The 19,397-nt window shown below is 71.5% G+C and carries 18 protein-coding genes; 7 read left to right on the top strand and 11 right to left on the bottom strand.

Annotated elements, in window-relative coordinates:
- Positions 1 to 103: 103 nt before the first annotated feature.
- The gene (locus RM609_RS10810) at positions 104 to 748 is read left to right on the top strand and encodes a CBS domain-containing protein (RefSeq protein WP_311609945.1); all 645 of its coding nucleotides are present in this window, start codon (positions 104 to 106) and stop codon (positions 746 to 748) included.
- A 41-nt stretch (positions 749 to 789) separates the two neighbouring features.
- Here the strand turns inward: RM609_RS10810 and pflA are convergent, their stop codons facing one another.
- From pflA to RM609_RS10790, 4 genes are all read right to left on the bottom strand, one after another.
- Positions 790 to 1,572, bottom strand: a complete 783-nt coding sequence (gene pflA / locus RM609_RS10805) for a pyruvate formate-lyase-activating protein (protein WP_438828415.1) — start codon at positions 1,570 to 1,572, stop codon at positions 790 to 792.
- The gene (pflB, locus tag RM609_RS10800; RefSeq protein WP_311609944.1) at positions 1,569 to 3,830 is read right to left on the bottom strand and encodes a formate C-acetyltransferase; all 2,262 of its coding nucleotides are present in this window, start codon (positions 3,828 to 3,830) and stop codon (positions 1,569 to 1,571) included. Before pflB ends, pflA begins: the two co-directional genes overlap by 4 nt.
- A gap of 204 nt (positions 3,831 to 4,034) precedes the next feature.
- Positions 4,035 to 4,907: a universal stress protein gene (locus tag RM609_RS10795; RefSeq protein ID WP_311609942.1), complete on the bottom strand. Its 873-nt coding sequence runs from the start codon at positions 4,905 to 4,907 to the stop codon at positions 4,035 to 4,037.
- A 91-nt stretch (positions 4,908 to 4,998) separates the two neighbouring features.
- A complete protein-coding gene (locus tag RM609_RS10790; RefSeq protein WP_311609941.1) occupies positions 4,999 to 5,565 on the bottom strand; it encodes an Rv1733c family protein in 567 nt (188 codons plus the stop codon).
- A 318-nt stretch (positions 5,566 to 5,883) separates the two neighbouring features.
- Between RM609_RS10790 and RM609_RS10785 the strand changes: the two genes are divergently transcribed.
- Positions 5,884 to 6,687, top strand: a complete 804-nt coding sequence (locus RM609_RS10785; RefSeq protein ID WP_311609939.1) for a DUF6920 family protein — start codon at positions 5,884 to 5,886, stop codon at positions 6,685 to 6,687.
- A gap of 68 nt (positions 6,688 to 6,755) precedes the next feature.
- Here the strand turns inward: RM609_RS10785 and RM609_RS10780 are convergent, their stop codons facing one another.
- Positions 6,756 to 7,508: a CBS domain-containing protein gene (locus tag RM609_RS10780; protein ID WP_311610241.1), complete on the bottom strand. Its 753-nt coding sequence runs from the start codon at positions 7,506 to 7,508 to the stop codon at positions 6,756 to 6,758.
- A 103-nt stretch (positions 7,509 to 7,611) separates the two neighbouring features.
- Positions 7,612 to 9,999, bottom strand: coding sequence for a phosphoketolase family protein (locus RM609_RS10775; RefSeq protein WP_311609937.1), 2,388 nt, complete (start codon positions 9,997 to 9,999; stop codon positions 7,612 to 7,614).
- Positions 10,000 to 10,167: 168 nt separating this feature from the next.
- On the opposite strand from RM609_RS10775, the gene ppk2 reads away from it, so the two are divergent.
- The 3 genes from ppk2 to RM609_RS10760 all read left to right on the top strand — a co-directional run bounded on the left by ppk2 (position 10,168) and on the right by RM609_RS10760 (position 13,140).
- Entirely contained in the window at positions 10,168 to 10,986 is an 819-nt protein-coding gene (ppk2, locus tag RM609_RS10770; protein ID WP_311609935.1) for a polyphosphate kinase 2, read from the top strand.
- 159 nt (positions 10,987 to 11,145) lie between these two features.
- On the top strand, positions 11,146 to 12,147 hold the full coding sequence (locus tag RM609_RS10765) for an Acg family FMN-binding oxidoreductase (RefSeq protein ID WP_438828414.1): 1,002 nt from the start codon (positions 11,146 to 11,148) through the stop codon (positions 12,145 to 12,147).
- Positions 12,148 to 12,261: 114 nt separating this feature from the next.
- A complete protein-coding gene (locus RM609_RS10760) occupies positions 12,262 to 13,140 on the top strand; it encodes a universal stress protein (protein ID WP_311609933.1) in 879 nt (292 codons plus the stop codon).
- 92 nt (positions 13,141 to 13,232) lie between these two features.
- Here RM609_RS10760 and RM609_RS10755 read toward each other — a convergent pair whose 3' ends face one another.
- The 4 genes from RM609_RS10755 to RM609_RS10740 all read right to left on the bottom strand — a co-directional run bounded on the left by RM609_RS10755 (position 13,233) and on the right by RM609_RS10740 (position 16,315).
- A complete protein-coding gene (locus RM609_RS10755) occupies positions 13,233 to 13,922 on the bottom strand; it encodes a pyridoxamine 5'-phosphate oxidase family protein (protein WP_311609932.1) in 690 nt (229 codons plus the stop codon).
- A 135-nt stretch (positions 13,923 to 14,057) separates the two neighbouring features.
- Positions 14,058 to 14,708, bottom strand: coding sequence for a CBS domain-containing protein (locus RM609_RS10750; RefSeq protein ID WP_311609931.1), 651 nt, complete (start codon positions 14,706 to 14,708; stop codon positions 14,058 to 14,060).
- A gap of 32 nt (positions 14,709 to 14,740) precedes the next feature.
- The gene (locus tag RM609_RS10745; RefSeq protein WP_311610237.1) at positions 14,741 to 15,415 is read right to left on the bottom strand and encodes a CBS domain-containing protein; all 675 of its coding nucleotides are present in this window, start codon (positions 15,413 to 15,415) and stop codon (positions 14,741 to 14,743) included.
- Positions 15,416 to 15,463: 48 nt separating this feature from the next.
- Entirely contained in the window at positions 15,464 to 16,315 is an 852-nt protein-coding gene (locus RM609_RS10740; protein ID WP_311609929.1) for a universal stress protein, read from the bottom strand.
- A gap of 449 nt (positions 16,316 to 16,764) precedes the next feature.
- On the opposite strand from RM609_RS10740, the gene RM609_RS10735 reads away from it, so the two are divergent.
- On the top strand, positions 16,765 to 17,148 hold the full coding sequence (locus tag RM609_RS10735; protein ID WP_311609928.1) for a Rossmann-fold NAD(P)-binding domain-containing protein: 384 nt from the start codon (positions 16,765 to 16,767) through the stop codon (positions 17,146 to 17,148).
- Positions 17,149 to 17,177: 29 nt separating this feature from the next.
- On the opposite strand, the gene RM609_RS10730 is transcribed toward RM609_RS10735, so the two are convergent.
- The gene (locus tag RM609_RS10730) at positions 17,178 to 17,462 is read right to left on the bottom strand and encodes an SHOCT domain-containing protein (protein ID WP_311609927.1); all 285 of its coding nucleotides are present in this window, start codon (positions 17,460 to 17,462) and stop codon (positions 17,178 to 17,180) included.
- Between the two features lie 325 nt (positions 17,463 to 17,787).
- Here RM609_RS10730 and RM609_RS10725 point away from each other — a divergent pair, with 325 nt between their 5' ends.
- On the top strand, positions 17,788 to 19,359 hold the full coding sequence (locus tag RM609_RS10725; protein WP_311609925.1) for a Na+/H+ antiporter: 1,572 nt from the start codon (positions 17,788 to 17,790) through the stop codon (positions 19,357 to 19,359).
- The last annotated feature ends 38 nt before the right edge of the window (positions 19,360 to 19,397 follow it).

The raw sequence follows: 19,397 nt of genomic DNA, 5'->3' as shown, positions 1-19,397 counted from the left end.
AGCCGGCGGCGGGGCAGGCTGGAGGGGATCAATGGCCGTCCGGTTCCGCGGCGGCCCGTGAACGCCTCCCGAAGGGGCCCGGCAGGAGAGGAGGGGGAGACCAGTGCAGACGCTGACCGTCGGCCAGATCATGACATCCCGGGTGGCGCGCGCACGCCCCGGAACATCGTTCGAGGGCCTCGTACGGTTGCTGCGTCGGCGCGGCGTCAGCGGCGTGCCGGTGCTCGACCGGGACGACAAGGTCGTGGGAGTGGTCTCGGAGAAGGACCTGGAGAAGACCCGGGAGCGCCGGGTCACGGCGGCGGAGCTGATGTCCAGCCCCGCGATCACCATGCATCCCGAACAGCGCGCGGTCGACGCCGCCCGCATCATGGACCGCCACCGCGTCAACCGGTTGCCCGTCGTGGACGAGGAGGACCGGCTCATCGGCATCGTCACCCGCGGCGACCTGCTGCGCCTCTTCCTGCGGACCGACGCCGCGATCCGCGCGGACATCGAGGGCCAGGTGCTGCCCCGGACGGTGCGGGCACCCGAGGGGGCCGTGCGCGTCGCGGTCCACGACGGGGTCGTCATGCTGGACGGCCAGGTGCCGGCCACCGTCGACATCCCAGGGGCCGTGCGGCAGACGTGGCGGGTCGACGGCGTCACCGGCGTGGTCAGCCGTCTGCACACCGGCCATGAGCCGACCGGCGACCGGAAGAGAGCCGGCGGTCCGAAATCGCCTGCCGAGCGCGAGTCGGCGGGTTGAACGAGGCGGAAGCGCCGGCCCGGGCGCGGGCCGGCGTGCGGTCAGTCCGCGCGCAGTCCGTGCGCCCGGAACTGCTCCCGTACCCGCCGCACGAGGGCCGCGTCCGGTGCGTGAGTGTCCCACAGCGGGAAGGGCAGGCCCAGTGCCTCGTACTTGCCGGCGCCCAGCTTGTGGAACGGCAGCACGTCCACGCGCTCCACACAGTCCAGACCCGCGACGAAGGCCGCCAGCCCCTCCACGTCCGCCTCCGCGTCCGTCCAGCCCGGCACGAGGACATAGCGCACCCACACACGCTTGCCCAGCGTGTCGAGGCGGCGGGCGAAGCGGAGCGTGGGGGCCAGCGCGCCGCCGGTCAGCTTCCGGCAGGCGCGGCTGTCGAAGGACTTGATGTCGAGCAGCACCAGGTCGGTGGCGTCGAGCAGCGCGTCGTCGGCGCGCGCACCGAGAATGCCCGAGGTGTCCAGGGCCGTGTGCAGACCGAGCTCCTTGCACCTGCGCAGCACTTCGCCGGTGAAGGCCGGCTGGAGCAGGGGCTCGCCGCCGCTGATGGTCACCCCGCCGCCGGAGGCCGTCAGGAACGACCGGCACGACTCGATCCGGGCCATGACCTCGTCGACGCCGACGGCCCGGCCGTCACGCATGTGCCACGTGTCGGGGTTCTGACAGTACAGACAGCGCAGCGGGCATCCGCTGGTGAACAGCACGAACCGGGTTCCCGGGCCGTCGACGCCCGTCGACAGGTCCCAGGAGTGGACGCGGCCGACGCACTGCCCGGACCGGCTCCCCGCCCGCGCGGGAAGCCGGCCCCGCCTCGTGGCTTTCACACCGCTCCGTGGAAGGTGCGGCCGATGACGTCGCGCTGCTGCTCCCTGGTGAGCCGGATGAAGTTCACCGCGTAACCGGAGACGCGAATGGTCAGATCCGGGTACTTCTCCGGGTGTTCCATGGCGTCCTCGAGCACCGCCCGGTCCAGGACGTTGACGTTCATGTGGAAGCCGCCGGACGCCATGTAACCGTCCAGCAGGCCCACCAGGTTGGTCACCCTGTCCTCGCGGCCCCGGCCGAGCCCCTCCGGGGTGATGGTGGAGGTCAGCGAGATCCCGTCGAGGGCTTGGTCGTAGGGCAGTTTGGCGACCGAGAGGGCGGAGGCCGCCATGCCGTGGCGGTCCCGGCCGTTCATGGGGTTCGCGCCGGGCGCGAAGGGAGCGCCTGCCCGGCGCCCGTCGGGGGTGTTGCCGGTGTGCTTGCCGTACACCACGTTGGAGGTGATGGTGAGCACCGACTGGGTGTGCTCGGCACCGCGGTAGGCGGGATGCCGACGGACCTTCGTCATGAAGGAGGTGACGAGGTCGGAGGCGATGGAGTCCGCACGCTCGTCGTTGTTCCCGTAGGCCGGATAGTCGCCCTCCACGTCGTAGTCGACCGCCAGGCCCGTGGCGTCGCGCAGCACCTTCACGCGCGCGTGCTTGACCGCGGAGAGGCTGTCGGCCGCCACGGACAAGCCGGCGACGCCGCACGCCATGGCGCGCCGCACGGGATGGTCGTGCAGGGCCATCTCCAGCCGCTCGTAGGCGTACTTGTCGTGCATGTAGTGGATGACGTTGAGCGTGTCTACGTACGTCCCCGCCAGCCAGTCCAGCACCCGGTCGAAGGCCGCGCGCAGCTCGTCGTAGTCCAGGTACTCGCCCGCCAGCGGTGGCGCGGCCGGGGCGATCTGCTCGCCGCTCATCTCGTCCCGGCCGCCGTTGATCGCGTACAGCAGGGCCTTGGCGAGGTTGACCCGCGCGCCGAAGAACTGCATCTGCCGGCCCACCGTCATGGCCGACACGCAGCAGGCGATGGCGGTGTCGTCGCCGGTGCGCGGCCGCATGAGGTCGTCGGACTCGTACTGGATGGAGCTGGTGTCGATGGAGACCTGGGCGCAATAGCGCTTGAACCCCTCGGGCAGCGCCGGCGACCACAGAACGGTCAGGTTCGGCTCGGGGGCCGGGCCGAGGTTGTACAGGGTCCGCAGGTAGCGGAAGGAGGTCCGGGTGACCAGCGGCCGGCCGTCGGTGGCGATGCCCCCGATCGACTCCGTCACCCAGGTCGGGTCACCCGAGAACAGCTCGTCGTACTCCGGGGTGCGCAGGAAGCGCACGATCCGCAGCTTGATGACGAAGTCGTCGATCAGCTCCTGGGCGCGGGTCTCGTCGATGCGCCCCTCCGCGAGGTCGCGTTCGAGGTAGACGTCGAGGAACGTGGAGGTGCGCCCGAGGGACATGGCCGCCCCGTTCTGCTCCTTGACCGCCGCCAGGTACCCCAGGTACAGCCACTGCACGGCCTCGTGGGCGGTGGCGGCGGGGCGGGAGACGTCGCAGCCGTAGCCGGCCGCCATGCGCGTGAGCTCCTCCAGCGCCCGCAGCTGTTCGGCGAGCTCCTCGCGGTCGCGGATCACCGCCTCGCCGGACGGCACGCCGTCCAGGCGTGCCCGCTCGGCCCGCTTGGCCTCGATCAGCCGGTCCACTCCGTACAGCGCCACCCGGCGATAGTCCCCGATGATCCGTCCTCGCCCGTAGGCGTCGGGCAGCCCGGTGATGATGCCCGCCTTGCGGGCCCGGCGCATCTCGGGGGTGTAGGCGTCGAAGACGCCGTCGTTGTGGGTCTTGCGGTAGGTGCCGAAGACCTTCGTGACGAACGGGTCGGGCTCGTGGCCGTAGGCGCGCAGGCCGTTCTCCACCATGCGCAGGCCGCCGTTCGGCATGATCGCCCGCTTGAGAGGGGCGTCGGTCTGGAGGCCGACGATCAGCTCGCGGTCGCGGTCGATGTAACCGGGGCGGTGCGAGGTGATGGTGGAAGGCGTCGCGGCGTCGACGTCGAGCACCCCCTTGCGCCGCTCCTCCGGGAGCAGCGCCGTGATCCTGCCCCAGACGGCGAGCGTCCGGTCGGTCGGACCCGTCAGGAAGGAGCCGTCACCCTCGTACGGGGTGACGTTGGCCTGGATGAAATCGCGTACGTCGATCCGCTCCCGCCAGCCCTGCCCGACGAACCCGCGCCATGCGCCGGCGGGGGCGTCGGCTGCGCACTCGGTCACCACGGTCATCTGCGTCTCCGATCGTCACGACGCCCTCGCCGCCGGATGTGCGGGGCGTCCTGCTGTTCGATGCTCGTCGCTGCCGGTGGTGGCGGCCCAGGGCCCTGGGGCGCACGGAGCCCCACCGACCGGCCCCTCCGCCGCTGTCGTGCCGGGGCCGCTGGTCCCGGCACGGCCGGGGACCTTCGGTCCCCGGCGCACGGCGGTGAGAGGTCACGGGTGCGGGACCACGGCGACGGGGCAGAGCGCGTGGTGCAGCGCCGCGTGGGTGACCGACCCGATTCGCCGGAGGTCGTGGGGCCCGGGGATACGGCGTCCCACCACCATGAGGGAGGCGCCGGAGCCGTTGGAGAGCAGGACGTCCGCCGCGCCGCCGATTTCGACGTGTTCGACGACCTCGACTTGCGGATATTTCTCGCGCCAGGGGCGCAGGGCCTCGGTCAGACGTCGGCGCTCGAGCGGTTCCAGGCTGCCGGCCTCGTCGGCCAGGTACAGCGATCCCGGGCTCCAGACGAAGGCCCTCGGGACGCTCCAGGCCCGTACCGCCCGTACCCGCGCGTCGCGTGCCGCCGCGGCGGCGAAGGCGAACTCCAGCACCGGCCCGCCGGTCTCGCCCGCCTCCTGCACTCCCACCACCACCTCGTCGGCCGCCGGGGCGGGCCCGTCCCGGCGCGGAGGGCGCACGAGGACCACCGGCCGGACCGCCTGACGCAGCACCTTCAGCGCGACGGAACCGAGCAGGTAGCCACCCACCGCCCCATGCCCCCGTGAGCCGAGGACGAGCAGGTCGGCCCCGGCCGCCTCGGCCAGCAGCGTCGGCACCGTCTCGGCAGGAAGCAGTTCGGTGGTCACCGCCAGACCGGGGAAGGCGGCGGTCACCCGGCCCTCCGCCTCGCGCAGGACATCGGCAGCCCACTGCCGCTGCACGTCCGAGTCCGAGGCGACGGCGGCGTCCAGTGGCTGCCACACCCACGCGTGGACGAGCCGCAGCGCCGTGCCGCGGCGCGAGGCCTCGGCCGCCGCCCAGTCCGCCGCGGCGAGGCTGTGGTCGGTTCCGTCCAGTCCGACGGTGATCGTGCCGGGCATGAGAGCCTCCAGGAAGTGATGGGACGCGCAGCCGCCCGATTACGGTGGCCGGGCGGCGGGGTGGGGTGCACGGGGGCCGAGACCGCGGCCGTCACGTGTGCAGTCGCTTCGACCAGAGCGGTTCCACGACCTGCCACTCGGCCGCCCACTTCTCGCACCGTCGGCGGTCGAACGCGGCGACGAACGCGGTCCGCGTGCCGAGAAAGGCGAGGAGCAGCGTCACGGCCGTCAAGGTGCCGGCGAACCAGCCGATGGCGAGGGCTTCCTGACGGGTCATCGGGGGCTTGACGAGCTTGTCCTCACTGTCCACCCACACCTGGACCCTTCCGCCCTTGGCGGTGTCGCTCGGAACATCGGTGAAACCGAGGTGGGAGACACCCCGGTCGTCGTTCCAGCGGACCGGTGCCCACCGGACGTCGATTCCGGACGAGGCCCCTTGCGCGTCGGCGGCCGAGCGGGCGGTGACCTGGTGCCGGGTCGCCGACTGCGCCGCCGCCGTACGGGCCTCGGCGGCGTAGGCGGTCCTGCCCACCAGGAACGGGACGGTGGCCAGGGCGAGGACGAGAAGGAGCAGCAGGCAGGCGCGGAGCCGGTTCCGGTAGAGGTCCTGGGCGCGTCGCATCGGGTCGTGCCGATGGGGCGAGCGGTGCATCGTCATGGTGTGCCTCCGGGAGCGAGGAGTCCTTACGGCTCGGCGCGCTCCCCCTACCGTCGGTTCCCCGGCGAGCCGGAGTCACGGGGCCGAAGGTCCCTTCGGGCCCGACGGACGCCGGGGCCGCGGGGGACCGAACGGACCTCGGGGCAGGGCACCGCGATTCCGGCGCGGCGCGGCGCGGGGCGACGGCGTGATGTGCCCACGCTTATCCGGGCCGGCGGTCGCTTCTCGGTGCCGTTCGGCCCTGGCGCCGGCCGCGGGGAGACGGCCAGTGTCGGTGTCGTGGGCCCGGCGGACGAAACCGGGCCCGGGGAGGCGGAGATGACCGGATGCACCCCGCACGACAGCAGCCCCGTGATGAGTCCGGCCCTACCCGCGCCGCCCGGGCGGGTACGGCGGGAGTGGGCCGCCCTGGCCACCCCCACGGTGTCCCCGGCCCGGTTCGCCGCGCACATGACCGACGGCCTGCCGGCGCCCGTGAGGAGGTGGCTGGCCCACGCTGTCGTTCCGGGCGCGCCTCTGCTGGAGACGGTTGAGCTGGTCATGCACGGCGAGCTCCGGATGGGCACCTGGCGGCGCTTCCGGGCACGCCAGATTCTCGCGCCACCTCGGGGACTGCTCTGGGCGGCCGAGTCGCGCCTCGCCTGGCTGCCCGTCAGCGGATACGACCGCTACAGCGGCGGCACCGGCGAGATGCGCTGGCGGCTGCTGGGCGTCGTGCCCGTCATGTCGGGCTCCGGCCCCGACATCACCCGCAGCGCGGCCGGCCGCGTGGCCTGTGAGTTCCCCCTGGTGTCACCGGTAGCCCTGGGGCCCGCGGTGCGCTGGGAGGCGGCCGACGACCGGCAGGCGGTGGCGCATGTCCGCATCGGGCAGGAGGAGTTCGCTGTCACGACGCGTGTGTCACCCTCCGGACGCCTCGAGTCGGTCGCCATGCTCCGGTGGGGGAACCCCGGCAGGGACGAATACGGGGAACACCCCTTCGGCGCCGTCTTCGAGGGGGAGACCCGCTTCGGTGGATTCACACTGCCGCGCACCGTCCGTGCCGGCTGGTGGTTCGGTACCGACCGGTGGCGCGAAGGGGAGTTCATCCGCTTCACCATCGAGGAGGCCGCGCACCGCTGAAGCCGGAATACGAGGAGGAGGGGGGAACGGCGGCACAGCCGTTCCCCCCTCCTCCTCGTACATGGCCTTCACGCGATGGCGTCGGCCGGCCACAGGCCGGGGCCGTCGGCTCCTCCGCGGAGTGGCCGCCCGGGCACGGGGGGTGAGTCCGCCTCCGTGTCATCTCCGGTGCGTCCGGCGTACGAGATGCGCTGGTGGACCGATACGACTCCGTCCACCGAGCGGCACAGGCGCTCGATAACGGGAATCATGCTTCTGTTCTCCGATTCCACTGTGCCGGTGAGGGTGACCTGCCCTTCGGACACGACGGCGGTCACCGCCGACGGCCCCAGCCTCATGGTCCGTTGCAGGAGGTCGCGTTCGATCTCGGAGCGGATGGCGGCATCATCGCGCAGGTAGACCCGCAGGACGTCCGAGCGGGTGATGATCCCGAGGAGTCTGAGGGTCTCGTCGGCCACGGGGAGAAACTTGACGTTCCGTGTCGCCATCAGCCGGGCCGTCTCCACTACGTTCCACCCGGGCCGGGCACAGACCGGGGGAGCGGTCATGAGCTCGTCGGCCCGTGCACCCGCGGCCTTCGCCCGGTCCGCGGGACCGGTGTCCGGGAGGGGCAGGAGGCCGAAGGGGTCGGGCAGGCCGGCGGGCTTGCGCATCAGGTCGGCTTCCGAGACCACGCCGACCACCCGGCCGTCACCGTCCACGACCGGTACGGTCGTGACGTCGTTCTCCGTGAGCTCCCTGACGATCGCCTTGAACGGTGTGTCCGCGCGCACGCGGATCACGTTCCGGGTCATGAGCTCGTCGACCGTGCGGTGCTCCATCATGTTCGGCTCCTTCGCGTTCTGGCGCTCCGCTCATCAGCTTGGTGCCCGGGGCGGGGCCTGGCTTGGGCCGGTAGGCCCCGGTGCCGCGGGCGATGGGCCCTCAGGCCGACCAGACCCAGTCGGCGACCTCAGGAAGATCCGTCCCGTGCTCACGGATCCAGGCATGGTGGCGCGTACGGGCGTCTGCCATGGCCTGCCGTACGGTCGCCGCGCGCACGGCCAGGCCCGGGACGCGGTCGATGACGTCCATGACGAGCCGGTAGCGGTCGAGGTCGTTGCGTACGACCATGTCGAAGGGCGTGGTCGTGGTGCCGATCTCCTTGTAACCGCGCACGTGCAGGTTGCGGTGACCGGTCCGGCGGTAGGTGAGGCGGTGGATGAGCCACGGATAGCCGTGGTACGCGAAGACGACCGGCTTGTCGGTCGTGAACAGCGCGTCGTACTCGGCGTCGGCCATGCCGTGGGGGTGCTCCCCCGCGGGCAGCAGACGAGCCAGATCGACGACGTTGACGACCCGTACGGCCAGCTCCGGCAGATGACGGCGGAGGAGCTGGGCCGCGGCGATCACTTCCTGGGTGGGGACGTCACCCGCGCAGGCGAGAACGACGTCGGGCTCGACGGTGGTGTTCTCGGTGCCCGCCCACGACCAGATGCCGGCCCCACGGGCGCAGTGGGTCCGGGCCTGCTCCGGGCTCAGCCAGCCGAAACAGGGCTGCTTCCCGGCGACGATGACATTGACGTAGTCACGGCTGCGAAGCACATGATCGGCCACGGCCAGCAGGGTGTTGGCGTCCGGCGGGAGGTAGACCCGTACGACCTCGGGGCTCTTGTTGAGGATGTGGTCGATGAAGCCGGGGTCCTGGTGGGAGAACCCGTTGTGGTCCTGTCGCCAGACGTGCGAGGTGAGCAGGTAGTTGAGCGAGGCGATGGGCCGGCGCCAGGGCAGCCGGCGGGTGACCCGGAGCCATTTGATGTGCTGGTTGACCATGGAGTCGACGAGGTGGACGAACGCCTCGTAGCAGGAGAACAGACCGTGCCGTCCGGTGAGCAGATAGCCCTCCAGCCAGCCCTGGCAGGTGTGCTCGGAGAGGATCTCCATCACCCGGCCGTGCCGGTCCAGGTGCTCGTCGGTGGTGAGAGTGGTGGCCTGCCAGGCCTTGCCGCTGGCCCGGTAGACGGCCTGAAGCCGGTTGGAGGCGGTCTCGTCGGGGCCGACCAGGCGGAAGTCCCGGCGGTCGCCGGTGGCCTCCATGACGTCCTCGAGCAGGTCGCCCAGCACTCGGGTGGGCTCGTGCCGGGTGGCGCCGGGCTTGTCGACGGCCACGGCGAAGCGCTCGAGGGGCGGCAGGGGGAGCTCGCGCAGCAGGAGACCGCCGTTGGCGTGCGGGGTCGCGCCGAGGCGCCGGTCGCCGTCCGGTACGCAAGCCAGCACCTCGGGCCGGGGCCGGCCACGCTCGTCGAAGAGCCCCTCCGGGCGGTACGAGCGCAGCCACGCCTCCAGTTGCCGCAGGTGCTCGAGGTTGTCGCGGACGCCGGCGAGCGGCACCTGATGGGCCCGCCAGGTGCCCTCCACCGGGGTGCCGTCGACTTCGGCGGGTCCGGTCCAGCCCTTGGGCGTCCGCAGCACGATCACTGGCCACCGGGCGCGCTCTGTGATGCCCTCCTGCCGGGCGGTGCGCTGGATCAGGGCGATGCGGTCGAACGCCGTGTCCATGGCGTCGGCCATGGCGCGGTGCACGGTCATCGGATCGTCGCCGGTGACGTGGAGCGGCTCGTGGCCGTAGCCGTGCAGCAGTTCGTCGAGTTCATGTTCGGGGATGCGGGCGAGGACGGTCGGGTTGGCGATCTTGTAGCCGTTGAGGTGGAGGATGGGCAGGACCGCGCCGTCGTGGACGGGGTCGAGGAACTTGTTCGAATGCCAGGAGGCGGCCAGTGGTCCGGTTTCGGCCTCGCCGTCGCCGATGACGCACGTGACGACCAGGTCCGGGTTGTCGAAGGCGGCTCCGTAGGCGTGGGAGAGGGAGTAGCCCAGTTCCCCGCCTTCGTGGATCGACCCCGGGGTCTCGGGGGCGACGTGGCTGGGTACGCCGCCGGGGAAGGAGAACTGCCGGAACAGCCGCTCCATGCCTGCCGCGTCCCGGGTGACGTGGGGGTACGTCTCCGTGTACGTCCCCTCCAGCCAGGAGTTGGCCAAAACCGCCGGGCCGCCGTGCCCCGGCCCCCAGACGCACAGGGCGTCCAGGTCGCGGGCGCGGATGACGCGGTTGAGGTGGGTGTGGACCAGGTTCAGGCCCGGGGAGGTGCCCCAGTGGCCCAGCAGCCGGGGTTTGATGTGCTCGGGGCGCAGGGGCTGGGTCAGGAGAGGGTTGGCCATCAGATAGATCTGCCCGACGGCCAGATAGTTCGCGGCCCTCCAGTGGGCGTCCAGGGCCCGTAGCTCCTCGCCGGTGGGAGTGGTGGCCGGTGCCAGCGTCGTGACGTCCCGCATGACTGCCTCCGAAGGGTTGGACGGGGCCCTGTCAGTAGCTTTTCCCAGCCTGGGCTTCGCGGGGCGCTGCCACCAGGGCCGATCGGAGGGCACCCGGGCCCATTCGGCCCAGGCGGGGCCGGCCGGGCAGGTCCGCGCCGTAGTGTCGGCAGGGGCGTACGGGAGGAGATGACAGTGACTGACGACGAACGGCCGCAGCGCTTGTCGCGCCCGGTGTACGAGCGGGAGCTGCTGCGGCTCCAGGTGGAGCTGGTCAGGCTCCAGGAGTGGGTGCGGGCCGGGGGCCGACGGCTCGTCGTGGTCTTCGAGGGACGCGACGCGGCGGGCAAAGGTGGCGCGATCCAGCGGGTCGCCCAGCGCCTGAACCCGCGTGTCGTCCGGATCGCCGCGCTGCCCGTGCCGACCGAGCGGGAACGCACGCAGTGGTACTTCCAGCGCTATGTGGAACAGCTGCCCGCCGCCGGGGAGATCGTCCTGTTCGACCGCAGCTGGTACAACCGCGCCGGCGTCGAGCACGTCATGGGCTTCTGCACCGACGAAGAGTACGCGCGGTTCCTCCGCCAGTGCCCCGTATTCGAACGGCTTCTGGTCGAGGACGGGATCCTGCTGCGCAAGTACTGGTTCTCGGTGAGCGACACGGTGCAGGAGCGACGGTTCCGTGACCGGTTGAAGGATCCGACACGGCGCTGGAAGCTGTCGGCGATGGACCTGGAGTCGATCACCCGTTGGGAGGCGTACTCGCGGGCGAAGGACGAGATGTTCGAACACACCGACATTCCCGAGGTGCCCTGGTACGTCGTCGAGAGCGACGACAAGCGCTCGGCCCGCATCAACATGATCGCCCACCTGCTGTCCACGGTGACGTACCACGACGTCCCCGTGCCCGCCCTCGACCTGCCGTCCCGCCCACCCTCCACCGGATACCGGCGGCCTCCTCGGGAACAGCAGACACGGGTGCCCGACCGGGCGGCGAAGCTTGCTCGGTAGAGAACCGGAACGTGTCGGGATGTGACGGCGTCGTCGGACGGCCTTCGCTCTGCCGCCCGGGCGACAAGGGCCATCCGGCCCCGTGCCGCATCCATGCCGGAGGGAGAGGATGGGAGAGGGCCGGTTTCGCCGCCGGCCCCTGTGCGAAGGGAGATCCCGGTGACAGCATCATCACCCCTGGCCGACGCCCGGGTGTCGGAGCTGGTCGGTGAGGCGGTGGTCGCCCCCTCCATGCACAATGCGCAGCCCTGGCGTTTCCGGTACTCGAGGGAAAGCGGAACGTTCCGTTTGTACGCGGATCCGGAGCGGGCCATGCTGCGCTCCGACCCTGACGGCCGGGCCCTGCGCATCGGGTGCGGAGCCGCCCTTTTCAACCTTCGCGTCGCTCTCGCGACGGCCGGTTTCCACGCGGACGTCGCACTGTTGCCCGATCCGCAGGACACCACTCTCCTGGCCCTTGTCCACACGGCGCCGTCCGACGACGGTGAGGAGGTCACCGGGCTCCGGCTGCTCGCGCCCGCGATCCGCCGGCGGCACACCAGCCGGTACCCGTTCGCCGAAAAGGCGATTCCGGAGGACATACGCGCCGGCCTCGTCGACGCCGCACAACGGGAAGGGGCCGTGCTGTCCTTCCCCGAGTCCTGGCAGGCCCGCTGGGTGGAGGAACTGGCCGAGGAAGCCGAAGCGCGCAATCTCACCGACCAGGGCAGAGAGCGGGACCTCGCCCGGTGGACGCGGACCGGTGCCGAGGAGGCGGACACGGCGACGGACGGGGTCCCGGAATACGCTTTCGGGCCGCGCAAGCATGGTGGTAGGGCGCCGATGCGCGATTTCTCGGGCGGGCAGCCAGTGACGGACCGGGGAACGACGCCTTTCGAGGAGACTCCGCACCTCGCCGTGGTGAGCACGGACGGTGACCAGCCGGTGCACTGGCTGCGCGCGGGCCAGGCCATACAGCGCGTCCTGCTCCTGGCCACCCTCAAGGGGCTGGCCACTTCGTTCTCCACCCAGGCTCTGGAATGGCCCGACCTGCGCTGGCCCCTGCGCGATCCCCTCACCGGCACTGGTCAGGTGCAGATGATCCTGCGCCTCGGTTACGGACCGCAGGGCCCCGCCACACCGCGTCGCCCCGTGCGCGACGTCCTCGTCATCGAGGACTGATCCGGAGCCCGGCCGACTCCGGTGGCCGTTCCGCCGGGCCGGACTCAGGCTGGAGGAGACGAGCCACGCTGTGGGCCCGCAGGGGCGTACGTCGATCGCACGGAGGTGACCGTCATGGAGTCGGCCCCCATCACCGTCGGGCTCGACGGTTCTGCGGAGAGCCTTGCGGCCGCCCTCTGGGCGGCGGACGAGGCGGACCGGCGTGGGCTGGGACTGCGCCTTCTGCACGCATGGGTTCTGCTGGCCGGCGAACCGGCCACCGGCCTTCCACCCGACAAGGACCAGAACTACTGGGCGAAGCGCATCGTGCGGGCGGCCGCGACAGCCGTGCATGAGCGACACCACGACCTCTCCGTCACCGAGGACCTCGTTGCGGAAGAACCCGAGGCCGCACTGCTCAAGGCCGCCGAGAGCTCAACAATGGTCGTGCTGGGCTCACGGGGTCTGGAACGCCTGGAGAGTTTCTTCCTGGGCGACATCAGCCTCCAGGTGGCGGGCAGGGCCGGACGGCCAGTGGTACTCGTACGGGCGCCGGCAGGCAGGGCCCGACCGCCCGCCGGTACGAGCGAGGGCGGCGTGGTCGTCGGCGTCAGCCTGCACGGCTCGTGCGACAGCGTGCTGGAGTTCGCCTTCGAGACAGCCGCGGCACGTGGTGTGCCCCTGCGCGTCGTGTACGGCTGTCCGCTGCCGGTGCAGGCCTACGCGCCCTGGGGTGTCGATCCCGACGTGGCGGGCGAGATCAGAAAAGAGGCCTCGGAGAAACTGTCCCGTGCCGTACAGCCGTGGAGCGAGCGCGATCCCGGCGTCATGACGACCAGCACGGTCCGGTTGGGAAGCCCCGCTCGCGCTGTCCTCGGGGCGGCCGAGGATGCCGACCTTCTGATGATCGGTCGGCGCAGGCACCACCCAGCCATGGCGCCGCGCCTGGGGAACGTCGCACAGGCGTGCGTGCACCACGCCCGGTGCCCGGTTGCCGTGGTGCCCCACGACTGAGGCACGGGCTCCTGATCACGGCTGGGTCCTGGCCCGGGCCCGCCGCGCCGACGCGTGGCCATACGCTGCCGAGGCGGCAGGACGGCTGAGGATCACCGGGTGTGAATCGTGCGCCCGGTGACCTGGCCCGGGCGGATCCGGATCCACAGATCGCGCTTCCCGCCGGCCCAGGGCTGCGCTCCGGGGCGCGTGGCGAGGACCTCGACGGTGCCGGGGTCGGTGATGTGTTCGGCCGTTCCGGTGATGAGGACGCTCCAGCCGCGGCTGACGTGTGCGTCGATGTGGTCGGCCTCGAACGCGAGCGGATCCCCGTCGGCCGCGGCCGCCGCACCTCCCGACTCGGTCCGGTAGACGACGGTGCGGCCGTCGACCAGGAAGTTCACGGGCAGGACGACGGGAGCGGGCCCGGTCATCAGGCCGATCCTGCCGATGCCGTGGGTGCCGAGCCTCCGCCAGCAGTCGTCCTCGGAGAGGTGCTCGAGCGCGGGATTGGTACCGGCGGGCTGCTGGCCGGGTGCCGCTTCGCGCGGGCCTCCGGTGAGTTCGTCGTACGGCATCTCCAAGGCGGCGGCGAGCCGCATGAGGGCGGCGGGGTCGAAGTCGCCCCTGAACGTCTCCAGCTGGCTCAGATAGGGGACGGACATGCCCGCCCGCCGCGCCGCTTCTTCACGGCTCAGCCCCAGCTGCTCACGGCGTACGGCACAGCGGGTCGCCACCGTGTCCTCACCCGGTCCACCGGAGTCCGTACCCGGGTCGTCGGGGCGCGGTCCGCCGTCGTGCATCGTCCCAGCCTCCACGTGGCTGCCTGGTGCGGCGTTCCTTCGCCGTCGCCCCCGGATCGCGAGCCGCCCTCTCCCAGGGGATCAGAAGGTGAGCGCTCGTGCCAGCGCTGCGCCGCCGACCGGGCCGGGTGGCGTTCAGCCCGTTGGCCCGTCCAGACGGAGATCGACGTTGACGACGCCTTCGACGGCCCTGGCCAGCCGTGCCACGAGCGGGGTCGTCGTCGCGTCGGGCAGGTGGCCCGAGAGGGTCACCACGCCCTCGTCCACCTGGACGTCGACGGTGGGGGGCCGGTGGGGGAAGAGCCGCCCGACGATCTCGTCGCGGACTTCCCGCGCGATGTCCTCGTCACTGCGGAGGTAGACCTTGAGGAGATCGGCGCGGCTGACGATGCCGGCGAGCATGCCCTGGGCGTCGACGACGGGCAGGCGTTTGACGCCCTTGCGGGCCATGATGCGGGCGGCTTCGGCGACAGCGGCGTCCGCGTGCACGGTGATCGCCGGGGTGCTCATCAGGTCCTCCGCGGTCCGCGCACCCGCCTTCGCCAGGTCGCCGAGCTGCTCGGGCCGGGCGACGTCCGCCGCCTCGCGGCCCTTGTACTCCTCCTTCGACAGGAGGTCGGCCTCGGAGACGACGCCGATGACACGGCCCTCGCCCGCCAGGACGGGCACGGCGCTGACCTTCCACTGCGCGAGCGTCCTGGCGATCTCCTTGTACGGCGCGTCACGGCTGACCGCCACGACGGTCCGCGTCATCACGTCGCTGACGGTGCGCTGCGTGCCAAGCATCTCCGGCTCCTCGTCAGGGTGCCCGCGCGTGGTCATGGGGCGGGGAAGCCGCCACCGGTGTCGTCCGTCGTGTACGTCAGGCTCTGGTGGACCGAGACGACGCCGTCCACGGACCGGCACAGACGTTCGATGAGCTGGATCGTGCTGCGGGCCTCGACGTTGCCGGTGAGGGTGACCTGCCCTTCGGACACCTCGGCCCGCACGGCCGAGGGTGCCAGGCCCACGGAGTGTTCCAGCAGGTCGCGCTGGATCTCGGAGCGGATGGCGTCGTCCTCGCGGAGGAAGACCCGCAGGATGTCGGCCCGGCTGATGATGCCGACGAGCTGGTCGGTCTCGTCGACCACCGGCAGGCGCTTGACGTTCTGGGCCGTCATCAGCCGGGCGGTCTCCACCACGTTCCACTCCGGCCGGGCGCAGACCGCGGGAGCGGACATGATCTCCTCGGCCCGCGCGCCCTCCGCCTTGGCCCGCTCCCACGCTTCCAGACTGGGTACGGGCACGCGGCCGAAGGGGTCGGGCTGGTCGGCCGACTTGCGCATCAGGTCCGCCTCGGAGACCACACCGACCACCCGGCCGCTCGGGTCCACCACCGGCACGGCCGTGACGTCGTTCTCGGCGAGCTCCTTGACGATCTCCTTGAACGGTGTGTCCGGGCGGACCCCCACCACGTTGCGGGTCATGAGCTCGTCGACCGTGCGGTGCTGCAACATGACGTTCGGGTCCCTTCAGGAAGATCCCAGATACTCCTGTTTATGTCAGCTGTGCGGTACGACCGCCACCGGACACCTCACGTGGTGGACCGCGGCATGGGTCACGGGCCCGATGCGCACGCCGAGGGCCGGCCGGTGTACACGGCGGCCGACGACCAGCAGTCCCGCGTCCCTGGCCGCCTCGATCAGGCGCTGGGCGGCCGGCCCGGCCGTCACCCATTCGTCCATCGCCACGCCCGGCCACTGCTGTCGCCACGGGGCCAGGAGGCTCACGAGGACGCTTCCGCTCGGTTCCTCACCGATCTCGGCGTCCGCCGCCCCTTCCCGCTGCCGGATGTGGACGACCCGCAGCACGGACTTCCCGGCCGCCGCGGCCTGGAAGGCGAAGTCCAGCAAAGGGCCGTACGAACCGCCCCGCCCGATCCCCACGACGACCGGGCCGCCGCGTCCCCGCACAGGTGGCTCCGCCCCGGCGCGGATCAGCGCCACCGGTACGGTCGCGTGGGCGATCACCGTCAGGCTCACCGAGCCCAGCAGCCACCCCTCGAAGCCGCCGAGCCCTCGTGACCCCAGCACGAGCAGCTGCGACTCCCCGGCCGCCTCAAGGAGCGCCTTCGCCGGCAGCTCGGAAACCTCGGCCAAGTCGACCCGCAGGCCCGGATGCGCTGCGGCGAGCTCTTGCAGAGCCCTCTCGATCCGCCCCTCCTCCCATTCGCGCTGGGCGGAGACACCAGGGGAGAACTGCAGGTTGCTCGTCCTCCACTCCAGCGCGTGCACGATGTGCAGCGGAGCGCCCCGCATCACCGCCTCGTGCGCCGCCCATGCCGCGGCGGCCAGGCTCTCCTCCGAGCCGTTGACACCCACGGCGACCAGTCGCGCCACGGTGATCACCTCCACGGGCGGACGGTGCCCGGGTGCCGCTCCCGCTCACTGTCGCTCGGCCGCCGCCACATGCTGTTTCACCGGGACGGGCCTGGAGTGGGCCGAGGAGGGCCGTACCGGGGACATGGTCCAGGCCCCCCGGTAGGTCCTCCGCGCTGGCGCTGAGAAGGCGATGACGCGTCCGTCGAGGGACATCGCGCCTCCTGGGCGGGCGTGAACCCGCCGGCGGTCTCTGCACCCCAGGGGCGTTCCTGGGTGCCGTCATGGACGGGAGGGCCCATCCGCTTCTCGCGGATCCCGATTGCGCGGTGCACGGCCGCGAGCCGCTTCCCCGCGTCTCTTACGGGTCCTCCCGCCACTTCCATCACACCACGCTCAGGAGGCCACCTGGCGGACGGTCCGACTGGTGGCTCCGCCAGGAATGTCGGGATCATGGATATGGACCGGCTACGGGAGCGCGGATCATGGTGGGAGTCGTCGCGTACGGGGTGACCGCCGATGAGCGGCCGCTGCTGGAACGGGCGCTGGGCGAGGCGTACGACCTGCGGTGTCTCGATCTGGTCCTCAACCGGGACACGGTCGCGACGGCGGCGGGCCGCCAGATGGTGTGCAGCGGCGTCAACGACGTCCTGGACGAAGAAGTGCTGCGGATCCTCGCCGACGGCGGCACCGAGCTGGTCACCCAGCGTGCCACCGGCTACAACAACATCGATCTGGCTGCGGCGCGGGCGCTGGGGGTCACGGTGGCCCGGGTGTCGTGGTACTCGCCGTACGCGGTGGCGGAACATCGCGGACCCCCTCGCCGGCCGGACCAGCGACAACACGCTCGTCCCGCCAGGTGCGGGTGAATGAGGCGGGTCAGGGCGGTAGCGGCGTGTCACTGTTTGCCAGTGCCGGGCGGTGAGCCTCTCAGAGTGGCCAGGCGCCGCGCGTACTCCTCCTCGTCGATCTCTCCGCGGGCGTACCGCTCAGCGAGGATCTGCTCGGCGTGGCCGGGTGCAGGGCCCCTCTGCCAGCCGGTGTGCTGGCCGCCTTGCGGCGGACGGGCGAGGGCTCGGAAGAGCAGGATCGCGACGGTGATGATCAGGGCCCAGAACAGGACCATGCTCACCGTCATCGCGAACAGGCCCCAGCCGCCGCCATGGCCGTACCAGAACATCATCGATTCACTTCCCCAGGTCAGCCGGGGTTCGGGGCGTGTGCGCCCCAGTGCCTCACCTCCATGGTCCTACCCGTACCGCCGTCGCAGCCGGGCAGGCCGTGCAACGGGGCCGGGATGCCGCGTGAAGTCGCCCACCCTCGGCCGTGACGCCGGCCTCGCCCTCACGGCCCCGTATCACCGTGTTTCACCCCGAAACCTCCCAGCGTGGATGCGACCCCGGCGGAGGTTCGTATGACGCCCGTTAAGGTCCGATAAAATGCCGATAGGAGTGCCGGGAAGTCTGGTCGGCGAAAGCAATGCGAAACATCCCGACGGGGGACTCCTCATGGCTGGCCTGACCATCGTTCTTCTCCTTGTGGTCCTGGCCACCGCCGTCGCCACGGGCGCCCGCCACTGGAGCCTGCCCGCCCCCTCCCTCCTGGTCATCGCAGGCCTGGCGGTGGGGCTGCTGCCATGGGTGCCCGACGTCCACGTCGCACCACAGGTGATCAGCGTCCTGGTTCTTCCCCCGCTGCTGTACGCCTCTGCGGAGGAGATGTCCGGCCGGGAGCTGCGGGCGGTGTGGCGCCCGGTGACCGTCCTCGTCTTCGGCCTCGTCCTGGCTTCCGCCGCCGCTGTGGGACTGATCGCTTCGGCCCTGACCCCGCTGACCGCTGCCACGGCATTCGTGCTCGGTGCGGTCCTGGCCAGCACCGATCCCGTGGCGGTCACCGCGCTCGGCCGCCGCCTGTCGCTTCCGCCGCGCGTCCAGGCCATGGTCCAGGCCGAGAGCCTGTTCAACGACGCCACTTCACTGGTGCTGTACAAAGTCGCCGTCGTCACCGCCGTGACCGCCAGCACGGTGTCCATACCCTCGGCCGCCGGCCAGTTCGTCGTCCTCGGCGGTGGCGGAGCACTCGTCGGAGCCGCAGTCGCCGGAGTGGTGACGCTCATACGCAGACGCACCGAAGACCCGGTCCTGGAGACCGTGATCGCCCTGGTCACCCCCTACGCGTCCTACGTTCTCGCGGAGGAGTCGCACACCTCCGGCGTGACCGCCGTCATCGTCGCCGGCGTCATCCTCGGCAGCACCGGCCACAAACTCACCAACGCCCATATACGCCTCCAGATCCACGCCGTCTACGGCACTGTCGTCTTCCTCCTGGAGAGCGTCGTCTTCGCCCTCATCGGACTGGAACTGCCCACCCTCGTCCGGCAGCTCGCCGCCGACGAACATGGCTGGCCCCTGTGGGTACCCGTCGTGGCCTTCACCGTCATGGCGATCCGCCTGCTCTGGGTCTTCCCGCTCTCCGCGCTGATGCAGTACCGGCGCGGCGGCCGTCGCATCTCCTGGCGCGTCCCCGCCGTACTGTCCTGGGCGGGCACCCGCGGCGTCATGCCCCTGGCCGCCGCGCTCTCCATCCCCCTGACCATGCACAACGGCGCCCCGCTGCCGCACCGCGCGCTGATCCTCACCCTCACCACCGGCACCATCGCCCTGACCCTAGTCGTCCAGGGCTTCACCCTCGCCCCCGTCGTCCGCCGCTCCGGCATCGCCCTGGAACCCGAACACACCGCACGAGAAGAAGCCCAGGCCCGCCAGAGCCTCGCGCACGCCGCACTCGCCGAGCTCGAACAGCTCGAAGACGCCGAGGCCGCCCCCGAGACCGTCCTCAAACAAGCCCGCCGCCACCTTGAAGCGCGACTCCGCCAGGCCGACACCGACACCGGCGACGGCAGCGGCACGGCCGACCTTGACGCGCGCCCCGCCGACACCTACCGCGAGGTACGCCAGTCCCTGATCGCGGTGGAGACCGCCGAACTGCAACGGCTCTACGAGGCCAACAAGATCAGCAATGCCACCCGCCGCCGCCTCCAGCGCACCCTCGACCTCGAAGAAGCCGCCCTCGGCGACTGACCGTGCGCGCAGTCGGCGGGCGAGCTCCGGGTCGCGGT

The organism is Streptomyces hesseae (genome assembly GCF_031845785.1).
Taxonomy (GTDB): Bacteria; Actinomycetota; Actinomycetes; order Streptomycetales; family Streptomycetaceae; genus Streptomyces; species Streptomyces hesseae.
The sequence above is the reverse complement of the archived record's forward strand: the minus strand, read 5'-3'. Positions and strand labels throughout refer to the sequence as shown.